Annotated in this window: 13 protein-coding genes and 1 tRNA gene; 6 read left to right on the top strand and 8 right to left on the bottom strand. The window is 62.9% G+C overall.

Annotation, left to right across the window (positions count from 1 at the left end; all coding sequences use genetic code 11):
• Positions 1 to 6 precede the first annotated feature (6 nt).
• Positions 7 to 83: transfer RNA gene (locus tag NIM87_RS15285), tRNA-His, on the bottom strand.
• A 320-nt stretch (positions 84 to 403) separates the two neighbouring features.
• Here NIM87_RS15285 and NIM87_RS15280 point away from each other — a divergent pair.
• The 5 genes from NIM87_RS15280 to NIM87_RS15260 all read left to right on the top strand — a co-directional run bounded on the left by NIM87_RS15280 (position 404) and on the right by NIM87_RS15260 (position 8,061).
• Positions 404 to 3,007, top strand: a complete 2,604-nt coding sequence (locus NIM87_RS15280) for a sensor histidine kinase (RefSeq protein ID WP_254675565.1) — start codon at positions 404 to 406, stop codon at positions 3,005 to 3,007.
• Positions 3,008 to 3,084: 77 nt separating this feature from the next.
• Positions 3,085 to 4,563, top strand: coding sequence for an ABC transporter substrate-binding protein (locus NIM87_RS15275; protein WP_254675564.1), 1,479 nt, complete (start codon positions 3,085 to 3,087; stop codon positions 4,561 to 4,563).
• A 147-nt stretch (positions 4,564 to 4,710) separates the two neighbouring features.
• Positions 4,711 to 5,670: an ABC transporter permease gene (locus tag NIM87_RS15270; protein ID WP_254675563.1), complete on the top strand. Its 960-nt coding sequence runs from the start codon at positions 4,711 to 4,713 to the stop codon at positions 5,668 to 5,670.
• Positions 5,667 to 6,515: an ABC transporter permease gene (locus tag NIM87_RS15265; RefSeq protein WP_254675562.1), complete on the top strand. Its 849-nt coding sequence runs from the start codon at positions 5,667 to 5,669 to the stop codon at positions 6,513 to 6,515. Before NIM87_RS15270 ends, NIM87_RS15265 begins: the two co-directional genes overlap by 4 nt.
• Complete coding sequence (locus tag NIM87_RS15260; RefSeq protein WP_254675561.1) at positions 6,502 to 8,061, top strand: dipeptide ABC transporter ATP-binding protein; 1,560 nt, start codon at positions 6,502 to 6,504, stop codon at positions 8,059 to 8,061. The genes NIM87_RS15265 and NIM87_RS15260 overlap by 14 nt, the downstream gene beginning before the upstream one ends.
• Here NIM87_RS15260 and NIM87_RS15255 read toward each other — a convergent pair.
• The 7 genes from NIM87_RS15255 to NIM87_RS15225 all read right to left on the bottom strand — a co-directional run bounded on the left by NIM87_RS15255 (position 8,058) and on the right by NIM87_RS15225 (position 15,024).
• The gene (locus NIM87_RS15255) at positions 8,058 to 8,639 is read right to left on the bottom strand and encodes a UPF0149 family protein (protein WP_254675560.1); all 582 of its coding nucleotides are present in this window, start codon (positions 8,637 to 8,639) and stop codon (positions 8,058 to 8,060) included. The two genes, NIM87_RS15260 and NIM87_RS15255, sit on opposite strands and share 4 nt — an antisense overlap.
• Before the next feature lie 47 nt (positions 8,640 to 8,686).
• Entirely contained in the window at positions 8,687 to 10,000 is a 1,314-nt protein-coding gene (locus NIM87_RS15250) for a GH1 family beta-glucosidase (RefSeq protein ID WP_254675559.1), read from the bottom strand.
• A 123-nt stretch (positions 10,001 to 10,123) separates the two neighbouring features.
• A complete protein-coding gene (locus NIM87_RS15245; RefSeq protein WP_254675558.1) occupies positions 10,124 to 11,182 on the bottom strand; it encodes an Mrp/NBP35 family ATP-binding protein in 1,059 nt (352 codons plus the stop codon).
• A 145-nt stretch (positions 11,183 to 11,327) separates the two neighbouring features.
• Positions 11,328 to 11,981: a fructose-6-phosphate aldolase gene (gene fsa / locus NIM87_RS15240; RefSeq protein ID WP_254675557.1), complete on the bottom strand. Its 654-nt coding sequence runs from the start codon at positions 11,979 to 11,981 to the stop codon at positions 11,328 to 11,330.
• A 76-nt stretch (positions 11,982 to 12,057) separates the two neighbouring features.
• Positions 12,058 to 13,242, bottom strand: a complete 1,185-nt coding sequence (locus NIM87_RS15235; protein WP_254675556.1) for an amino acid aminotransferase — start codon at positions 13,240 to 13,242, stop codon at positions 12,058 to 12,060.
• Positions 13,243 to 13,342: 100 nt separating this feature from the next.
• On the bottom strand, positions 13,343 to 14,266 hold the full coding sequence (locus NIM87_RS15230; RefSeq protein ID WP_254675555.1) for an electron transfer flavoprotein subunit alpha/FixB family protein: 924 nt from the start codon (positions 14,264 to 14,266) through the stop codon (positions 13,343 to 13,345).
• Positions 14,266 to 15,024 carry an electron transfer flavoprotein subunit beta/FixA family protein gene (locus NIM87_RS15225; RefSeq protein ID WP_254675554.1) on the bottom strand — a complete coding sequence of 253 codons (759 nt, stop codon included), beginning with the start codon at positions 15,022 to 15,024 and terminating at the stop codon, positions 14,266 to 14,268. Before NIM87_RS15225 ends, NIM87_RS15230 begins: the two co-directional genes overlap by 1 nt.
• A gap of 234 nt (positions 15,025 to 15,258) precedes the next feature.
• Here NIM87_RS15225 and NIM87_RS15220 point away from each other — a divergent pair, with 234 nt between their 5' ends.
• The gene (locus NIM87_RS15220) at positions 15,259 to 16,425 is read left to right on the top strand and encodes a M20 aminoacylase family protein (protein WP_254675553.1); all 1,167 of its coding nucleotides are present in this window, start codon (positions 15,259 to 15,261) and stop codon (positions 16,423 to 16,425) included.
• The last annotated feature ends 100 nt before the right edge of the window (positions 16,426 to 16,525 follow it).

Raw genomic sequence — 16,525 nt, 5'->3', positions numbered from 1 at the left:
AAGGAGTGGTACCACCTCTCGGGATCGAACCGAGGACCTCTAGATCCACAATCTAGCGCTCTAACCAACTGAGCTAAGGCGGCAGGACCGCATCGGAGTGCCGCATCAAGCTGGCATCCGAAAGCGGGCGGAACATAGGTCGAGATGGCCGCCATGACAAGGCCCGATTTTGGGCTGTGGACAGTGGACGATTTTGCCAGCGACAAAGCCATTTTTCGGGCGCCTGCGTGACCAATCTTTAGGAAAAGGCACTTAACCATTGGACGCGATGCAGGTGAGCGCCTGCTCGGGGCGGGCTGGATTCGCTCGGCCCGGCACTATATTGAAGAACACTTAAGGAACTTCGGACCTCTGTGCCGTATTGGCACAGACCAACGGGGTCGCGACCAGACAAAGGCAGTCCATGGATGACCGCTGGAACATTTTGCCGGATGCGCGCCGCGTGCTGCAGCATGAGGATGACTCACGTCCGGCCTGGCTCTGGTCACAAGATGGACAGACGCTGATCTGGTCCAATGCGGCGGCGAGCCTGTTCGGCGCCAAGCTGAAAAAGCATGGCCTCAAGCGCGCCGCCCCTGCCGTTCCGATCAAAGGACAGGCCGCGCGGATCATCCGCCTCGGGTCCGTCGGGCGTACCAGCCTGGCACGCATCCAATTCCTGGCCGGCGAGAAGCCGGTATCGGCAACCTGCGCGACCACGCCCCTGATGCGGGCAGATGGCGAGCCGGTGTTGCTGATCGTTGGCGTTGACGCCATTGCCGATGATATCCTCAACGCTGATCAGCCGGCGACCGAAGCGGCTGCGGAGACGGTGGCAGAGCCCGAGGTGGCTACAGATGCCTCGGCGCCGGGGGATCAGGCCGCGATCATCGAAGGCGACGATGCCGTCGCCCAGCCGGTGAGCGTTGACCCGATTGCGGCCGATGATGCCTATGGCCGGGAGCTGCGGAGCTGGCAGGATGCCGATGCCGAAGCGGCCTATGCCCAGGTTCATGCGGCCACAGTGGAGCCAGGCGAGGACAATCCCGATGACTGGGTTGAGGCTCTGGGGGACACACCGACCACAATCACAGGGGCGCCAGAAAACGCCGCCGTGGAACCAGCTGTTGAGGAGATGGCCTCTGCCGAGGCCGAGGGCGGTGACGCAGCCGAGCCTCAAACAGCCGATAACGACCTCAGTGAAGTCTCGCACCGCCTCAGTGACCTGGTGGATCGCCTTGCGGCCGATGAGGCGCTTTATGCGCCGTTGACCGACGCGGACGATGTGCCGCCGCCCGGAACCGAGCCGAGCGAGCCGGAGGACGTTTCGACCGCGCAAGGGCTGTTCACGATCACCGGGCGGGGGTTTCGAGACTTGAGCGTCGGTGACGACGAACAGGAAACGGCGGCGGAGGAATCCATTCCGGCCGACGCAGAGGCTGACCCTGAAATTGTCGAGCGCGTCTCGCGCTATAACTTCGACGAATTGAGCCGCATCCTGACAGACCGGGTGGGCGAGAGAAAGCAGGAGCTGCCGGAACCAGACCGGGAGTCGGAAACCCGTTCGCTGACATCGCTGCCCGCAGCCAGCCCAAGCGGCTCGGGTGCGCTGGTCAATCTTGGCGGCGAGACACTGGTGCTGAACCGGCTGCCGCTTGGTATCATGGTGTTTCGTGACCAGCAGGTGCTATTCGCCAATCGGGCCATTACCGAGATGATTGGTTATGGTTCGGTGGAGAGCCTGCGGCAGGCCGGGCTGGCGGCCATTTTCCCGGTCATGGGCACGGAAGGGCACGACGCCGGCCCGGTGAACCATCTGGTGCAGCGCGACGGTACGCTGGTGCCGGTAACGGCTCGGCTGCAATCCATTTCCTGGCATGGGCGCCCTGCACTGATGCTGTCGGCCAGCACCACCGAGGTGCGCACCGGCCATGAAGATGCGGTCAAGGCCTTTGCCCAGACCTTTGCCGACATTCGCGGCGATGGCTTTGTCGAGGCCAGCCGTAATGGCGTGGTGAGCTCGGCCAATGCGCCGGCCGTCACGCTCTTGTCTGGCAGCAAGCCGCTGACGGGCCGTTCGCTGACGTCGCTGGTGAGCGAGGATGATTCCGTAGCGCTGCGGGCGTTTCTGGAACGGCCGGCCCGTTTTGCCGAAACCGCCCGCCCCTGCCTGCCGCTGCGCTCGGCTGACGGCAAGGCCGATCTGTTGCTGTTCGCCCTCGGACAGGCCGGGATCGTGTCGGGCTATTTCGCGCTGGTCAATGCTCGCGAGACCACCCCTGCCCGGCTTAGCGCCCCGGTCGATATCGACCCGGCCCTGTTGGGGCGGATCAGCCGTGGCGTGCGCCGCCCGCTCAATACGGTCATCGGGTTCTCGGACATCATTCGCTCCAAGGCCTTCGGGGCGCTGGCGAATGAGCGGTACGAGGCCTATGCCGACGACATTGCCCAGGCCGGACAGGAAATCGCCGCGCTGGTGGACGAACTGGACGATTATGCGCGGCTGCGCGATGGTCGCTATCTTCCGCAGCGGGCGAGCCTGGACCTGACCGACCTGCTCGAACATTGCGTGATCCGCATCCGCGACCAGGCCAATGGCGCGCGGGTGATCGTGCGCAATGCCATTTCCGAAATGCTGCCGCGCGTCACCGCCGACCGGGCATCGCTGGCCCAGGCAGTGCTTAATCTGCTCGCCAGCGCCATAGATCAGACACCCATGGGGGGCGCCGTGGTGATTTCGGCGCAGCGTCATGAGGATCGGTCCATCGCCATTCACGTGCGCGACAGTTCTGCCCATGCCGTCGACATGGCCGAGCGCTTTGTGGTGTTCCGCGATGGCGTGGGACGCAATGGCCAGATGCTGGCGCCGGTACGCTCCAGCGTCGGGCTGGCGCTGACCCGATCACTGCTGGCGGTCAACGCCGTGTCGCTATCGGTTGACCCCGCCGGCCCTGAGGGCATGCTGTTCACATTGCGCATTCCGGCCGATCTGGTCGATGACCAGCCTGCGGCGCAGGAAGCCGAATAGTTGGTGGCTGCGCAAGGGCGCGGCATTGCCTATATGTTGTTGCAAGGCGTATCGGCACGCCGCTGGAGGAAACCACGATGATTTCACGCAAGTCCCTGGCCCTGGCACTGTTCGGCCTCATGCTGGCGTCGGGAACTGCCTTGGCGCAGTCGAACGAAATCCGTATCGGCGTAGCGCTGGAGCCGCCGGCACTAGACCCGACAGCGGGCGCCGCCGAAGCCATCGATGTCGTGGTTTATCAGAACATTTTCGAAGGGCTGGTGCGCATCGACCAGAGCGGCGCGGTGCAGCCGGGGCTTGCCGACAGCTGGAGCATTTCCGAAGACGGCCTCACCTATCGCTTTGTGCTGCATGAAGGGATTACCTTCCATGACGGCACCAGCTTTGACGCCGAGGATGTGAAATTCACCTTCGACCGGTTGCTGGCCGAGGACAGCGTCAATGCGCAGAAGGCACTTTATGCGCCGATCTCCGCGGTGAGCGTGATCGACCCGGCGACGGTGGAATTCACACTGTCGCGGCCAGATGGATTGTTCCTGTTCAATCTCGGGCGTGGCGATGCGGTGATCGTGGCGCCGGAAAGCGCCGACAGCAATGGCACCGAGCCCATCGGCACGGGACCATTTGCCTTTGTGCAATGGGACCGGGGCAGCCGCGTGGTGCTGGAGCAATATGGTCCGTATTGGGGCGACCTGCCGGCGCTGACCAAGGCAACCTATCTCTTCATTTCCGACACCGCGACCATGACCAATGCGCTTCTGGCCGGCGATGTGGACGGGACCAATAATTTTGCGCCCGAAGCGCTGGCCGTATTCGAGGGCAATCCTCAGTTCAAGGTGCTGGTGGGATCGACCGAAGGCGAGACGATCCTTTCGACCAATAACCGCAAGGCGCCATTTGACGACCTGCGCGTGCGCCAGGCGATGGCCCATGCGCTGGACCGGCAGGAAATCATCGACGGCGCAACCTATGGCTATGGCGTGCCCATCGGCACCCATTTTGCCCCGCACCATCCCTATTATCTCGACCTGGTCGGCACCTATCCGCACGACCTGGAGAAGGCCAAGGCATTGCTGGCCGAGGCTGGTTACCCCGACGGGTTTTCGGCAACGCTGAAACTGCCGCCGGTGGCTTATGCTCGGCTTTCCGGGCAGATCATTGCCAGCCAGTTCGCCGAGGTGGGCATCAAGCTCGAGCTGATCAATGCCGAATGGGCCCAATGGCTGGAAGACGTGTTTGCCAACAAGGACTTCGACCTGACCATCATCAGCCATGTCGAGCCGTTCGATATTGGCATCTACGCCAACCCCGACTACTACTTCGGCTATGACAACGCGGACGTTCAGGCCCTCAACGAGACGCTCAATGCCACAACCGATGAGGCCGAACGCCAGGCGCTGGCCCAGGAAATCCAGACCGTCATCGCGGTCGACGCCGTCAATGGCTACCTGTTCGAGCTGGCCCAGACCGGCGTTTGGAACGCCAAGCTCGACGGCATGTGGCAGAATGCACCGGTCGAAGGCGTGGTGCTGCGGGATATTCACTGGGTGGAGTGATGTCCCCACACCCCGACGACTGAAAGAGCAGCTCTCTTTGCTCCACCCCACCCTCTTTCCCTCCCCATCAAGGGGAGGGAGGCGCAGGTCCGAGGCGGTGGTGCTCGATGTCTCCCTCCCCGCTGTGGGGAGGGATCAAGGGTGGGGGTGACCTTTTTGGCCCTCTACTTCTTCCGCCGCTTTGCCGGATTTGCCGTTACGCTGTTCGTGGCGGCGCTGATCATATTTCTCTTGCTTGACCTGCTGCCGGGTGATCCGGCGCGGTTCATCCTCGGCATCAATGCCACGCCGGAGGCCGTGGCAGCCCTGCGCGACCAGATGGGTCTGGATGCACCGGCCCATGAGCGATTTTTCGGCTGGATCGGGGGCATGCTGACGGGTGATTTCGGGATTTCGACCACCCAGCGCCTGCCTGTGAGCCAGTTGATCGCCGAACGTATGGCGGTGACCTTGCCGCTGTCTCTGATAGCCATGGTCGTATCGATCGCTGTGGGTTTGCCCATGGGCATTCTGGCTGCCATGCGGCGCGGGAAGGCGACGGATACGGCCCTTATGGTTCTGGCCCAGACCGGCGTTGCCATTCCCAATTTCTGGTTCGGAATGCTGCTGACGCTGCTTTTCTCCGTCACCCTGCGCTGGCTGCCGACAGGCGGTTTCATTCCCTGGGACGAAGACCCCGGCGCGACGCTGCGCGGGCTGATCCTGCCCGGATTGGCGCTGGCGCTGCCGCAGGCCTCGATCCTGGCGCGGGTGATGCGCACGGCGCTGGTCGACATTACCGAGCAGGACTTCATCCGCACCGCGCGGGCCAAGGGACTGACCAAAAGCGAGGCGATCTGGCGGCATGGCGTGCGCAATGCCCTTTTGCCGGTGCTCACCATCCTCGGGCTGCAGTTCGCCTATCTCATAGCGGGTACCATCATTGTCGAGAATGTTTTTTATCTGCCAGGACTTGGCCGGCTAATTTTCACTGCGATTTCCGAGCGCGACCTGGTGCTGGTACGCGGCGCCACCATTGCACTGGTCCTGGTGACGACGCTAACCATGCTGGTGGTGGACCTGACCTATGCGCTGGTCGATCCGCGCCTCAAGGGGCGCGACGCATGACCTGGGGGGCGATCCGGCAGCATCCGAGCCTATATATCGGCCTCATCGCGGCGGCCGCGTTTGCCCTATTGGGGCTGATTTCGCTGTGGTGGACGCCCTATCCCATCGAGCAGATTGCCATTGCGCGGCGCTTTCATGGACCGATGGCCGAGCATTGGCTGGGCACAGACCACCTGGGCCGGGACATGCTGTCGCTGGTCATGAGCGGAACGCTGACCAGCTTTGTCGTGGCGGCACTGGGCGTGCTGATCGGGGTTGGGCTGGGCGTGCCGATGGGCCTTGCAGCCGTGGCCTGGGGCGGGGCTTTGGAATGGCTGGTGCTGCGCCTGTCGGACCTGACCTTTGCATTCCCGGCCATTGTCGTCGCAATTCTCATCGCGGCGCTGGCAGGACCGGGCGAAACCAACGCCATCATCGCCATCGGCGTGTTCAACATCCCGGTGTTTGCTCGCGTTGCCCGCGGCGGCGCGCTGGCGGTGGCCACGCAGGATTTCGTGGCGGCGGCGCGTCTTGCGGGACTGGGTAATTGGGCAATCGCCGTCAGACACCTGCTGCCCAACATCATGAGCCTCCTGATCGTGCAAGGCACCATCCAGCTGTCGCTGGGCATTCTGGCCGAGGCGGGCCTTTCCTACATCGGGCTGGGGACCCAGCCGCCGGCCACAAGCCTGGGGCTGATGCTGCGGGACGCGCAGAGCCTGTTTCTCATCCACCCCTGGCTCAGCGTCGTGCCGGGGCTGACCATCGTTTTCGTCGTCATTGCGCTCAACATTGCCGGCGACGGGTTGCGCGATGCCATGGACCCGCGTCTCAGACGGGAGGGATTGGCCCATGGCGCTGGTTGAACTCGCCGATCTGACCATCGCCTTTGGCGGGCGCCCGGCGGTGTCTGGCTTGTCGCTGCGCATCGAACGCGGTGATCGTTTTGGCATCATTGGGGAAAGCGGTTCGGGCAAATCACTGACAGCGCTGGCCATTGCCGGCCTCCTGCCTGAGACGGCAACAGTTTCAGGCGAAGTGCAGTTCGATGGAGTCCCCCTGCCCGCCGATGAGCGGGCGCTGGCGCGGATGCGGGGCAAGCGCATTGGCATGGTGTTTCAGGAGCCGATGACCGCCCTCAATCCGCTGATGCGAATTGGCGAGCAGATCGAGGAGGCAATCGCCCTGGCCGAGCTAAGCGAGGCAGCGCAGACTCTGCTGCCCGGCCTCTTGGGCGAAGTGGGGCTGGAGCCAGGCCACGCCGCGCGGTTTCCGCACCAGCTTTCGGGCGGGCAGCGGCAGCGGGCAATGATTGCCATGGCTTTGGTGAGCCAGCCGGAGCTGATGATTGCCGATGAGCCGACATCGGCGCTCGATGTCATCACCCAGCGCACGGTGCTCGACCTGATCACGGAAATCTGCACGCGGCGACACATGACGCTGTTGTTCATCAGCCATGATATTCGCGCCGTCGCTGCCCTTTGTTCTCGCGTCGGCGTGATGCGGGCAGGCAAGCTGGTGGAACAGGGCGATACCGAGGCGGTGTTGGGCGCGCCCAAGGCCGACTATACGCGTCGCTTGCTGGCGGCCAGCCGGATGGACCGGCAAGCCGCGTTGATCAAGCCTCATGACAGGCCCTTGCTGGCCGTCAAGAATCTCAGCCGCGTCTATCAGCAGGCCGGGTTCTGGTTCTGGCGCAATCCCCCGCTGCGGGCGGTGGACGAGGTGAGCTTCGAGATCGGTGCAGGCGAATGCGTGGCACTGGTCGGTCCATCGGGTTGCGGCAAGACCACGCTGGCGCGGATGATCGTGGGCCTAGACAGTGCCAGCGAAGGGCACATGGTGCTCGATGGCTCACCCTATCGCGGGCGCGACCTGCCGCCACTGCTGCGGGCCGGGCTATCACTGGTGTTCCAGGACCCGTTCAGCAGCTTTGATCCGCGCATGAGCATGGGAGACTCGCTGGCCGAACCGCTGCACCTCCTGGGCCGCCTCTCGGGTGAGGAACAGGCAGCGCGATTACGCGAAGCGGTGGAGGCAGTGGGCCTCGAAACGGGGATGCTGAAACGCTATCCGCACGAATTTTCTGGCGGGCAGCGGCAGCGCCTGGCGATTGCCAGGGCCCTGGTGACGCGACCGCGCCTGGTGGTGCTGGACGAGCCGGTGTCGGCGCTTGATGTTTCGCTGCGCGGCGAGGTGTTGCACCTGTTGTCGCGGCTGCGGGCCGAGCATGGATTGAGCTACCTGATCATCAGCCACGACCTCGATATGGTCGCAGCCATGGCCGACCGGGTGCTGGTGATGGAAAAGGGCCGGATTGTCGAAGAGGGTACGCCGGAGCATCTCTTTGCCGCACCGCAACACCGGTTGACCCGGGCACTGATGGCGGCTCGTCTGCCCGATGTCGCCTAGTCTTGGCGGTGCAGCCGGTAAAGCAGCACGGCAACCTGGGCCAGAATTTCAGGCATGGCGTCCATCGCCGCGTCATACTGGGCCCACTCATCGGTGCTGGCCGTGTCGTCCGGGTGATTGGCCGGATCGACCAGCATGAGCCCGGACGCCAGGCCCATAGCCGCCTCGCCCCGCGCCGTGCCGCCGGTGTCGCGCAGCAGATCGTCCCAGGCGTCAAAGCGAAGCAGCATGGCCTGCTGGAAACCGGACATCCAGGCCTGCCAGATGACGTCGTCGGTTTCCTCATCCACCTCGAACAGCGGACCATAAGCGCCTTCGCTGAGTTCCTCCTCAATGGCCGAGAGGCGCGCATCGACCAAGGCCTCAAAGTCCTCAAAGCCTGGTGCAGGCAGGCCGCGCTGGTCGGCGGCCCAGTCGAAGGGCCAATACTCGCTTTTGGATACGGGCGAGGGACTGACGACCAGCGCACAGAGGAAGCCATCAAGCTCAGTCAGCAGCATGGCCTCGTCGCCAGCATCGGCCAGGATGTCGTCAAGGCGCTGCAGGGATGGGGGCAGTTCGCTGAAATCCGAAGTCATGATGGGGGTCGGGCTCACGTGATCACACAGAGCCCGACCATACATACTCAGCGCGAATTGTGCAGCAGGCCTTGGAAGGCCCGGAAGCTGGCCTTAGGGGTGCGCTTCTGGGTTTGGTAGTCGACATGAACCAGACCGAAGCGCTTGTTGTAACCTTCGGCCCATTCGTAATTGTCGAGCAGCGACCAGGCGAAATAGCCCCGGACATCGGCACCTTGAGCCTTGGCTGCGAGCACGGCCTTGAGGTGATCCTCATAATATTTGGTACGGCGCGGATCGTTGTCGCCCTCGACCTCCGCCATGCCGTTTTCGGTGACGTAGAGCGGCAGTTTGGTGTAGTCATTCGAAACGCGCACCAGCAGGTCCGTAAGGCCCTGGGGATAGATTTCCCAACCGATATCGGTCTTTTCGAGTGGACCCTTGACCATTTCGGCCGGGCGGCCTGGTTCGGAGGACGCCTTATAGAGGCCCCGCGTATAGTAGTTGATGCCCAGCCAATCGAGCGGGCGGCTGACAACCGCCATGTCGTCCTGATAATTGGTGGGCAGATGCGGCCCCAACCATTCAGTCATCTCGTCCGGGTACTGGCCCTTGAGGACCCCGCCCAGATACCAGCGGTTGAACAATGCATCGCCGAAATTGCAGGCGGCCTTGTCGGCTTCGCTGTCGCTGGCCGGTTCAGACTTTTCAAGATTGAGCACGATACCGAGGTTTTTGGTGCCCTCGGCGCGCAGCGCATCCACGGCGGTGCCATGGGCAAAGAGCACGTGGTGCATGGCGCGCGCAGCAGCGCGCAGGTCTCGGTAGCCCGGCGCGTGAATGCCGAGGAAATGGCTAAGGAAAGCAACGCACCAGGGTTCGTTGATGGTCGCGGTGGCTTGGAGCCGGTCCCCGAATTTGCGTGCAACCAGGGTTGCATAATCTGCAAACCAGCTGGCGATATCGCGGTTCATCCAACCGCCGCGATCCTGCAAGGTCGAGGGAAGGTCCCAGTGATAGAGCGTGGCATAGGGCTTGAGGCCGCGCTCCAGCATGCCGTCGATCAGCCGGTCATAGAAATCAAGCCCGGCCTGATTGACCGCACCTGTGCCCTCGGGAATGAGGCGCGGCCAGGCGAAAGAAAAGCGGTAGGCGTCGAACCCGCCGTCGCGGATCAGATCGAGATCCTGAGGCCACAATTCGTAATGATTGCAGGCATTGAGGCCGGTATCCCCATTGTGGACATTACCGGGCGTGGCCGAAAACGTATCCCAGATGGACGAGCCGCGACCGTGGCCCTGCCCGCCTTCGATTTGATAGGCGGCCGTTGCCACGCCAAAGGTGAAGTCGGAACCGAAATCCCGGCGATCAAACGAGAACATATCCCCTCCAATTGAGCTTTTCGCCCTAGTGGGGAAGGCGGATAACATTCAGGCGGGAGTTTATGCAATCGATTTCAGCAATCGATATAAATGGTGTACGTGCCTCAGAACGCTCGATTTGTATCAAGGCGTGGTGGCAAGCAAATTCCGGGCGATAGCACGGTAGGCGGTGGCTTCATGTCCGTCAGGAGCGCTGGCCACCGGCGGCGTGCCCGCGTCCGATCCTTCGCGAATGGACATGACCAGCGGAATGGCGCCAAGGAAAGGAATTTCGAGGCGCGCTGCTGCCCGCTCGGCGCCACCAGTGCCGAATATGTCATAGCGGTGGCCGGTGTCGGGGGCGATGAAGAAGCTCATGTTTTCGACGAGGCCAAGCACGGGCACCGACATGCGGCGGAGCATGTCGATGGCCTTTTGCGCGTCGATCAGCGCCAGATCTTGCGGCGTGGAGACGATGACGACGCCATCGACCACGGTCTGCTGGAAGAGGGCAATGTGAATGTCGCCCGTGCCGGGCGGCAGATCGATAACCAGCACATCGAGACCACCCCAATCGGTCTCGCGCAACAATTGCCTGAGACCCGAAGTGGCCATGGGGCCGCGCCAAACCACGGCTTGGCCGGGGACCAGCATGGAGCCGATGGACATGACCTTCAAACCAAAGGCCTCGTGCGGGGTGAAGATGCCGTCATCGCGGATGGCAGGCCTGCCTTCGATGCCAAGCAGCTTGGGCACCGAGGGGCCATAGAGATCGGCATCGAGCACCCCGACCTTGAGGCCTTCGGCGGCAAGGGACAGCGCGATATTGACGGCGGTGGTGGATTTGCCGACCCCGCCCTTTCCCGAGCCGACCGCAATGATGCGCTTGACGCCTTTGACGCGGGTCTTGCCCTGGGGCTGTGGTGCGCCATGGCCGAATTTGGCAGTGTTAGACTTTTCAGCGGTCAGCGAAACCATAACCTTGCGAGCGCCGCCAAGCGCTTGGGCGCGCTTCTGCGCCTCATCGCGAGCGGGGCCAAAAGCGGCCTCCATGCCTGTCGCGACAGCGATGGCAAAGGCAATGGCGCCAGGCGTGACGATGATGTCGGAGAGGCCGCCATAAGTGGCGAGATCACCGCCGCCAGGGATTTCGACGTCGGCAAGCGCGGCTTTTATCTGGGCGGCGAGATCGGTATCGGCCATGAAGTTTTGGGCACGGATGTGCCGCAACTCCGCTGTCATGCAGGCGCAGGCCGGCATCCATCCTGAGAACTATTTCCGCAGGCGCATCTCAGGATGGGCCCCGGCCTGCGCCGGGGCGACATCGCGTTTGCAGAAATATCGAATGCTAGAGGATCGACTGGCCGGTGGCCTTCCAATCCTTGAGGAAGCCTTCGATGCCCTTATCGGTCAGCGGGTGCAGGGCCAGCTTCTTGATGACGTCGGGCGGAATGGTGGCGACATCGGCACCGGCCAGCGCGGCCTGGGTGACGTGATTGGCCGAACGGATCGAGGCGGCCAGGATCTGGGTCTCGAACTGGTAGTTGTCATAGATCTGACGAATATTCTCGATCAGCTCCATGCCATCGAGATTGATGTCGTCGAGGCGACCGATGAAGGGCGAAATATAGGTGGCGCCAGCCTTTGCTGCGAGCAGCGCCTGATTGGCCGAGAAGCAGAGCGTGACATTGGTCTGCACGCCCTTTTCCTTGAAGTACTTTGTGGCCTTGAGGCCAGCCAGGGTCAGGGGCAGCTTGATCACGACATTGGAGGCGATCTTGGCGAGGTGCTCGCCCTCGGCGACCATGCCGTCATATTCGAGGCTGGCGACTTCAGCGGAAACCGGGCCGGGAACAATGCCGCAGATTTCCTTGATGACTTCCTTGAAGTCACGGCCGGACTTGGCAATCAGCGATGGATTGGTGGTGACACCGTCCAGAAGGCCCGTATCGTGAAGGTCCTTGATGGCGGCGGTATCTGCAGTGTCGACGAAGAACTTCATCGTTCCCTCCTAGTAACTTTGTGTCCGGCTGTTAATCCAGATGTAGCCATGGCGGCGCAGAGCCGCAAGGCGTGGATCAGCGAGTGGCGCCCAAAAACGCGTCCGCCAGATCGCCAACGCGATCCTCCGGGATGCCGGCGACATTGATGCGACTGTCTCCAGTCATATAAACCCCGTTTTCGGCCTTAAGATGTTCGACGGCGTCATTGCTGAGCCCCAGCAGCGAGAACATGCCGCGGTGGTCGGCAACGAAGTCGAAATCGGTCGAATTCGAGCGCTCGCGAATGGCTTCGGCCAGCTTGATGCGCAGGGCGATCATGCGATTGCGCATTGCGGCCAGTTCAGTCTCCCATTCGGCGCGCAAGGCTGCGTCCTCGAGAATGGTGCGGATAATTTCGGCGCCATGATCGGGTGGCTGGGAATAGGCACCACGGATGATATTGAGCAGCTGGGAATTGGTCACGTCAGCTTCGTCGGCATTGCGGGCGACGAGGATGGCGGCGCCGACGCGCTCGCGATAGAGACCGAAATTCTTCGAGCCGGAGAAGGCAATCAATGCTTCGGGCACGCTCGCCAGCACCTTGCGGGTGCCATAGGCGTCTGCCTCGATGCCATCGCCAAAGCCGAGATAGGCCAGATCGATGAACGGCAGCGCACCGGTGCGTGCAAGGCTTGCCGCGACCTGGTCCCACTGATCATTGTTGAGGTTGGCGCCAGTCGGGTTGTGGCAGCAGCCGTGCAGCAGCACCACATCGCCCGCCCCCAACGCATCGAGCGCGGACAGCATTTGAGCGAACTTCACGCCGCGCGTCGCCGGATCAAAATAGGGATAGGTCGCTACCTTGAGGCCGGCGCCGATGGCGATGGGGTTGTGATTGGCCCAGGTCGGGTCCGACACATAGATGGTTGCGCCGGGACGGGCACGGTTGATCAGCTGCATCAACACCCAGAGCGAGCCGGTGCCGCCAGGGGCCTGGGCAATGCGGACGCGGGCGCGGTCAACGCTATCAGCCAGCACGAGGTCGAGCACGGCATTGCCATAGCCCTTGTTGCCAGCGATGCCGAGATAGGTCTTGGTTTTCGCGTTCGAAAGCATGCGCTCTTCGGCCTTGCGCACCGAGGTCATAACCGGGGTCACGCCCTTCTCGTCCTTGTAAACGCCGACGCCGAGGTCGACCTTGGTGGAACGGGGGTCGGCGGCATATTCGCCCATGAGCGCGAGAATCTTGTCGCCAGGGGCCTTGGTCAGGATTTCGAACATTTGCGGGAGGTCCGGTGGAAAGGCGCGGTCTTTATAGGCCGGGCGGGGATTTTTGCAATGATATCCGGCAAGGCGAGGGCCTTGCCGGGGGTCGAGACAATCAGCCTTTAAGGCCGCGTTTTTCCAGTTCGGCCGTCAATTGCGGCAGGATATCGAAGAGGTCGCCAATCAGCGCCACGTCGGCAATCTTGACGATGGGAGCTTCGGCGTCGGTGTTGATGGCGATGATCTTCTTGGCGCCCTGGATACCGGCAATGTGCTGAAGCGCGCCGGAGATGCCGACGGCAATGTATAAATCCGGCGCGATGATCTTGCCGGTCTGGCCGACTTGCCAATCATTGGGCGCATATCCGGCGTCCACGGCGGCCCGGGTGGCGCCAATAGCGGCGCCGAGCGAGCGGCCCAAAGCCTCAATCAGCTTGAAGCCTTCAGCGGAACCAACCGATACACCACCGCCGACCACGATTTGCGCCGTGGCGAGGTCAGGGATGTCGCTTTCGGTGCGGTGCGCGGCGATGAAGCGAGCGGCAGAAGCCACTGTCGCATCCAGAGTTTCGATAGGGGCGGCATTGCCGCCTGCCGCCGGACGGAAGGCCGAAGCGCGGAAGGTGAGCACATGCCTGGCCTGCGCGTCAGTAAGCGTCTGCAGGGCATTGCCGGCGTAGATGGGGCGGGTGAAGCGGTTGGCGCCGAGGATGGCAACAATGTCGGTAACCGGCTGAATATCGAGCTGGGCCGCAAGGCGCGGCATCACGTCCTTGCCGGTGGTCGAGGCGGCGGCGGCGATATGCTCATAGCCCGGCGCCAACCCAGCGAGCAGGTTTGCCAGGCCATCGGCGAGCACGGTTTCCGTCGCAAGAATAACCTTGGCGACCCCTGCGAGGGTCGCGCCAGCCTCGGCGGCGGCGCGGGGGCCGGCAACCAACAGGTCGATAGCACCGAGTTTAGCGGCAGCGGCAACGACGCGCGCAGTGGCAGGCGACAGCGTGCCGTTGTCAAGTTCGGCCAGAACCAGAACGCCCATCAGATCGCCTCCATCTCGTTGACGTCAGCGACGATGATATCGGCCAGGTCGATGGCAGAGGCCACCGTGGTGCCGGCGGCGCGTTCGGCTGGCGGCGCGACGCTTTCGACAACCAGGCGCGGGGTGAGATCGACGCCGAACTCGGCAGCGGGGCGCACGGCCAAGGGCTTGGATCGCGCCTTCATCACCATCGGCAGCGCGGCATTGCGCGGAGTGTTGAGGCGCAGATCGGCAGTGACGATTGCAGGCAATGCCAAATCGATGGTTTCGCGACCATAATCAACCTCGCGGGTGACTTCGAGCGTATGGCCATCGAGCTTGATTTCCGAAGCGAATGTCGCCTGCGGACGGTTGGTCAGCGCAGCCAGCATCTGGCCGACGTGATTGCTGTCGTCATCGACGGCTTGCTTGCCGAGCAAGACCAGATCGGGCTGTTCTTCATCCACCACTTTGGCCAGTAGCTTGGCGATGGCCAAGGTTTCGAGCGCCGCGTCGGTTTCAACGAGAATGCCGCGGTGCGCGCCCATGGCCAAGGCGGTCAGGATCACGTCATTGGAGGCCTTGGGGCCGATGGAGACGACGACGATCTCGCTCGCCTGCCCCGCCTCGGCCAATTGCACGGCGGCTTCCACCGCATGCTTGCAGAACGGGTTCATCGACATGCGCACGCCATTGGTCTCGACGCCCGAACCGTCGGGGCGAACCCGAATGCGGACATTGTGATCGACCACGCGCTTTACCGCGACGAGGATTTTCATAGCGCGCCTTTTTGGACAACTCCCGGAACTTGGCGGCTTTCTGGCAAAATCCCCGGAGACGGGCAAGGCGCAGATGGGGAAATTCGGTCCAGCGCCGGGCGAATTGTTGGAAAGCGGTACTGTTTACCGTTCAGGTGTTCGGTGGCAGACGACGGCGGCCGCAAGGCCGGTGGTTGACGGCGCCCGCTCAGACGGAGACATTGCGCCTTTGTTTCCCGACTCCCGGACTATTGTATGCCTGTTCTCAACCGCGTTGCCGAGTTTCAACCCGAGATCGCTGCCTGGCGGCGCGACCTGCACGCGCATCCCGAAGTGCTGTTCGAGGTGCATCGGACGGCGGACTTTGTGGCGGAGAAGTTGAGGGCCTTCGGCTGCGACGAGGTGGTGACGGGTCTGGGCCGGACGGGCGTGGTCGGCATCATCCAGGGGCGCGGCAAGGGCGGCAAGACCATTGGCCTGCGCGCCGACATGGATGCCCTGCCCATGACCGAAAAGACCGGTCTGCCGCATGCCTCGACCAGCGAGGGGAAGATGCATGCCTGTGGGCATGACGGGCACACCGCCATGCTTCTGGGCGCGGCGAAATATCTGGCCGAGACGCGCAATTTCGATGGTCGCGTGGCGCTGATTTTCCAGCCCGCCGAGGAGGGCGGCGGTGGCGGCAAGGTGATGCTGGACGACGGGCTTATCGAGAAATTCGACATTGCTGAAGTCTATGGCATGCACAATTGGCCGGGCATGCCGGTGGGCACATTCGGCATTCGTGCCGGCGGCATCATGGCGGCCACCGACCGGTTCTATATCGACATCATCGGCAAGGGCGGCCATGCGGCGCGTCCGCATGTGACGATCGACCCAATCATTGTGGCCGCGCAGATGGTGAGCGCGCTCCAGACCATTGTGTCGCGCAATCTCGATCCGTTGGCCAATGCCGTTCTGAGCGTCACCATGGTCGAGGCCGGCGAGGCGGACAATGTGATTTCCCGCACCGCCAAGATCACCGGCACGGTGCGCACACTGGACGGCGACGTACAGGACTTCATCGAGACCCGGCTGGGCGAGTTTGTCCCCCAGTTCGCCCAGAGCTTTGGCGCCGAGGCCAGCGTCCGCTATGCCCGCGGCTATCCGGTGACGGTCAATGCGCCCGAGCAGACCGAATTTGCCGCCTCGGTGGCCCGCGATATCGTCGGCGCCGGCCAGGTGGATGACGACACCGCCCCCTCGATGGGCGGCGAGGATTTCTCCTTCATGCTCAACGAGCGGCCGGGGGCCTATATTTTCCTCGGCAATGGCGACTCGACCGAATTGCACACCGATACCTATGACTTCAACGACGAAGCCATTCCGGTGGGGGTGAGCTATTGGGTGCGGCTGGTGGAGAAGGCCCTACCGGCCGGTTAAGTTCCTCTCACCAGTTGGACATTGATGTTTCAAATCAACCTTTTGCCTCTTGGCCTGATCGGCTAAGGCTCGTGTCACAATGCCTGCCTTCCGACTGTCT

Source organism: Devosia ureilytica (assembly GCF_024273195.1).
In the GTDB taxonomy this organism is placed as follows: Bacteria; Pseudomonadota; Alphaproteobacteria; order Rhizobiales; family Devosiaceae; genus Devosia; species Devosia ureilytica.
The sequence above is the reverse complement of the archived record's forward strand: the minus strand, read 5'-3'. Positions and strand labels throughout refer to the sequence as shown.